3 protein-coding genes and 2 pseudogenes are annotated in these 3,918 nt (G+C 60.4%); 3 read left to right on the top strand and 2 right to left on the bottom strand.

The features are described from left to right. Positions 1-157: 157 nt before the first annotated feature. On the bottom strand, positions 158-979 hold the full coding sequence (locus tag DBR23_RS27020) for an AraC family transcriptional regulator (RefSeq protein WP_233250780.1): 822 nt from the start codon (positions 977-979) through the stop codon (positions 158-160). 222 nt (positions 980-1,201) lie between these two features. Here DBR23_RS27020 and DBR23_RS27025 point away from each other — a divergent pair. Then, positions 1,202-1,571: pseudogene (locus tag DBR23_RS27025) on the top strand (IS3 family transposase); the annotation flags it as partial. Positions 1,572-2,183: 612 nt separating this feature from the next. Here the strand turns inward: DBR23_RS27025 and DBR23_RS27030 are convergent. Then, entirely contained in the window at positions 2,184-2,486 is a 303-nt protein-coding gene (locus DBR23_RS27030; protein WP_007182542.1) for a putative quinol monooxygenase, read from the bottom strand. Between the two features lie 66 nt (positions 2,487-2,552). Between DBR23_RS27030 and DBR23_RS27035 the strand changes: the two genes are divergently transcribed. Next, positions 2,553-3,566 (top strand): GlxA family transcriptional regulator, encoded by a 1,014-nt coding sequence (locus tag DBR23_RS27035; protein WP_369882178.1) that lies wholly within the window; start codon positions 2,553-2,555, stop codon positions 3,564-3,566. Positions 3,567-3,782: 216 nt separating this feature from the next. Continuing rightward, positions 3,783-3,918: pseudogene (locus tag DBR23_RS27040) on the top strand (alkene reductase); the annotation flags it as partial.

A 3,918-nucleotide genomic window follows, 5' to 3' on the forward strand; every position in this document is an offset into this window, starting at 1 on the left:
GTCTGAGTGCAATTTTGTCTCCTGAGCTGTCTGGCAGCTGCTTTTTCTGCAGCGCCAGTGTCAGGAAACAAGGTGGCTCAGCGTTATCGCTTGAGTCCACCCATTGACCCGCCAGTCGGGTAACTATCCAAATAGTCTGGTGACTTTTCGATAGAACCTAAATTTCTTCCACGCGCGGGTCGGAGGGGGGCTCGAAAAGGTTCACTTTGCGACGGTAGTCGGTAGGCGTGATGCCCAGGTGGGAGCGGAAGAAGCGTGAAAAATGGCTGGGTGCAGAAAAGCCCAACTCGTGAGACACGTCACCAACGGCATCCTGCGTCTTTGTCAGTCGTTGAATTGCTGCTTCAAAGCGCAAGACGTTGGCGTAGACCAGAGGGGTGACTTGTGTATTACGCTGAAAGAGCGTGAAAAAGTGCGCCCGCGACAGGCCTGTGGAAGCCGCCAGCATGTCCACATCAAGCTCTCGCGCAACGTCCTGATGCATGAGTGCAATCGCCCGGCGTACGCGCGGGTCCATGGCGACGGGCGGCCGACTCTTCAGCAAGGTGGAGAGGTCACGCCAACCGGTATAGCTCTCCACCACGGCAATGATGAGGTTGAACAAAAGGTCTTCGAGGCGAGAAGGCGAAACCTCGTCGTCCCACCAAAGCTCCAGGACGAACTCCTCCACCATCTTGCGGGTTGCGGGACTCAAGCCCACGCAGCGCTGCGGAAAAAATCGTGGATGGGCTGAAAGAGCAAGTGAGCGCTGCAGATCTGCGAGCCACCCTGGCTCGATGTAGAGCGCCAGTATCAGCGTGTGCGCATCGGTCGGCGCGACATGCTCGTAAGCGTGTGGCTCCCAAGCGTTGACCAGGACAGCCAACTCGTCCGTGATAGGCGCACGTTCCCCCCGGACAATAAAGGCGCTGTCAGCCCCTCCTGCCTTGATGAGAATATGGCAATGATGATGGGCGTGCGCGACCAGCGGGGCGTCCATGTCAAGAAGGGCGACCCGCCCGAAGCGGCCTTGAAAAATCTTTATCGCAGAGGACAAGCTCGAACTCCTGCAGCTGAAACAATACCCGGAGTTCTATCCCTTGGAAAGTGGCGGGAAGTTACTGAGGCCTGCAATGCAGCAAAACTCTGGTCGGAGCGCTGGCGTGCGGACCCATGGAACGGTGAGGGCCATTTACGATGGCGATTAATTTTCCAGAGCCTGATGGAGCTCTACCAGGAGTATGCGCGGCAGGTGCGTGCGCAGTACACGAGAGAGTTCAATCACGCGGCCGTTCGGCATGTCCGCTCCGGTCATGCGATTGTGGTGGTGGCCAAGGTACTGGGCATTCCTAAAGCGAGCCTGGGCAACTACTGGGTACGTGTGTCAGCCAAGGGAGAATTGGTCGGTGCGGGCTGTAGGGACAAGAGCATCCAGGTCTCGCCCGAGCAGATAAAGATAGCCCGGTTGCGTGAAAATAATGCTCGCGTTCGCATGGAGCGCGACATCGCAAAAAAGCCGCGGCGTACTTCGCGCAGGACACACTGCGGGGTACGACTGGATTCACCAGATGAGAAAGCTGTACCCGGTGACCGCAGGCAGTTTCCAGGGCCTGCCCGCTGGCAGCCTACCGCCGGCGGGGTGTTGACCAGTTCCTCGAAGGCCACCGAATCATGCCTGTTGACCGGGTGACGCAGAGCATCACGGCGATACCTCGGGTTTCCGTGATGATGTGACGCTTGCTGCCCAGCTTGACCCGATCCGTCGGTTTGGGGTCGGTGCGCGGCCCTCCGGGTGGGGCTGAGTACGCTGGCTCCGACCATGCTGAATCGGATGAAATCCAGCTTCTCGACCTGCGCAGTGCATCGAGCAGCTTCCGTCAGGTGAAAATCGTGCCACACACCTGCTGCGTGCGAATCGCGCAGTCGCCGCCAGCAGGTCATGCCGCTGCCAAAGCCCAGTTCCTGCGGCAACAGCGCGGCGCTGACCTCATTGTTCGTGTTTCGCCCCATGCAGCGTCAGACGCCGATCAGGTGTTTGACGCTGCCATGGATTTTTTAGTGGCTATGAACGCCGGGCTGAGTCATTCGCCACGAGCAGCCTGGGCAGATGCCTTGATCCCAACGGGTCAGTCGAGGGGTAGCGCCGCACAGGGCCGTGTGACGCCCATCCTGCAGCGTGACCTGATGGGGTCAAGGCCGGGTTGTCATGCAGGCAGTTTGGCTGCAAGCAGTTCGACCTTCTCGATATTGGGCGGAGAACTCAGCAAGGTCGCGGCGTTGGCCATCAAGGCCGCGGCGATCTGGCCGTTCAGATGTGCCTGGCGACCTGCCTCATCGGCGAAGGCATCGAACACACCGAATGTCGAAGGGCCAAACTTCAATGCGAACCAGGCCGTGGTGCCGGACTCGGCGTTGGCGAGCGGCAGTGCGCTGGCCAGGAAGTCGGCAAGCGCAGCCTCCTGGCCGGGTTTGGCTTCGAGGCGAACAAACAGGGCGAGCTTGGTCATGCTGTATTCCTTTGGGTAAATGGAAAAGTAGGTGAAGGGATCGACGAGACTGCAGTCTAAGTCTTCATGACAGACATCTCCAGTGGCAATAATGACAACATTGATATCATTGTTGCCATGAAACTCCACCTCCTTGTTTGTGATGGCGTGTTTGATCTGGGACTTGCGGCGCTCACTGACACAGTGGGCTTGGCCAATGCGATGGCGGGCTCGCTGCCACAGGCCCCCTCTCGCATAGAGCTCACGCTGGTGGGTGTGCGGCGTCGCATCCGAACGGCGCAAGGCTTGACGGTCCCCGTGGTCACTGCGCATGATGTGCCCGAACCAGACGTCGTGCTCGTGCCCGCGTTTGGCGACAAGATGCCTGACACGCTCTCGGCTCGGCTCACACGCCCCGATGTGCCCGATGCGGTCGCGGCGCTCCAGCAGTGGTCCACCGCTGGCGCGCACCTTGGTGCCGCTTGCTCCGGTAGTTTCTTGCTTGCAGAGAGTGGCCTGCTTGATGGGCATCGTGCGACGACGTCATGGTGGCTGGGGCCGATGTTTCGGCAGCGCTATCCGAACGTCACGCTGGACGAGTCACGCATGATCGTGAATTCGACACGCTTCACCACCGCGGGTGCCGCTTTGGCCCACGTCGACTTGGCCTTGCGCATCATCCGAGGGCGCAGTCCGGCGCTGGCGGCCCTGGTGGCACGCTATCTGCTGGTCGAGACACGCAGTTCGCAAGCCGAATTCGTGATTCCCGACCACCTTGCGCATGCCGACCCGATGGTCGAGCGCTTCGAGTGCTGGGCCAGACGTCGGCTCGCGCAAGGTTTCTCGCTGGCCGAGGCGGCCAGCGCCGCGGGCACAAGCGAGCGCACCTTGGCGCGGCGGCTGCAAAGCGTTTTGGGAAAGACACCGCTGTCGTATTTCCAGGACCTGCGCGTGGAGCATGCCGTCCATCTCTTGCGCACCGGGAACGCCAGCGTCGACCAGGTCGCCGCACAGGTCGGGTACTCGGATGGGGTGACCCTGCGGGCCCTGTTGCGCCGCAAGCTGGGCCGGGGTGTCAGGGAGTTGCGACGCGGTGGATGACCAGAGGCGCTTGGCGCATGTACGGCTGGAGACCGCCGCGAAACTGTCGGTAGCAAAGCCTTCCCAACCCGTGCCCACTACATCGTGCGTTGGGTGCAAAAGCACCAGCCGTGCCAAAGCCGTCTTCAGTGACCTTTCGAACGTCTGAGTATCGCGAAACTGTTACCTTCAGCACTGCTTTCTGTTCAGTAACCAGTAACCTGGATTTTCATTCGCATGCTATTCAATCCACTTCAAGTAGGTTCTCTCACCCTGGCCAACCGCATCCTTCTGGCACCACTGACACGCGCCCGTGCCGACGCTGGCCACATGCCCAACGCGCTGATGGCCGAGTACTACAGCCAGCGTGCCA

It is taken from the genome of Acidovorax sp. HMWF018, from assembly GCF_003061035.1.
Lineage (GTDB): Bacteria > Pseudomonadota > Gammaproteobacteria > Burkholderiales > Burkholderiaceae_C > Acidovorax > Acidovorax delafieldii.

Excerpts from the sequence above, each read along its gene's own strand:
- DBR23_RS27035 (WP_369882178.1), top strand. The coding sequence starts at position 2,553 with ATGACAGACATCTCCAGTGGCAATAATGACAACATTGATATCATTGTT.
- DBR23_RS27020 (WP_233250780.1), bottom strand. The coding sequence starts at position 979 with ATGGACGCCCCGCTGGTCGCGCACGCCCATCATCATTGCCATATTCTC.
- DBR23_RS27030 (WP_007182542.1), bottom strand. The coding sequence starts at position 2,486 with ATGACCAAGCTCGCCCTGTTTGTTCGCCTCGAAGCCAAACCCGGCCAG.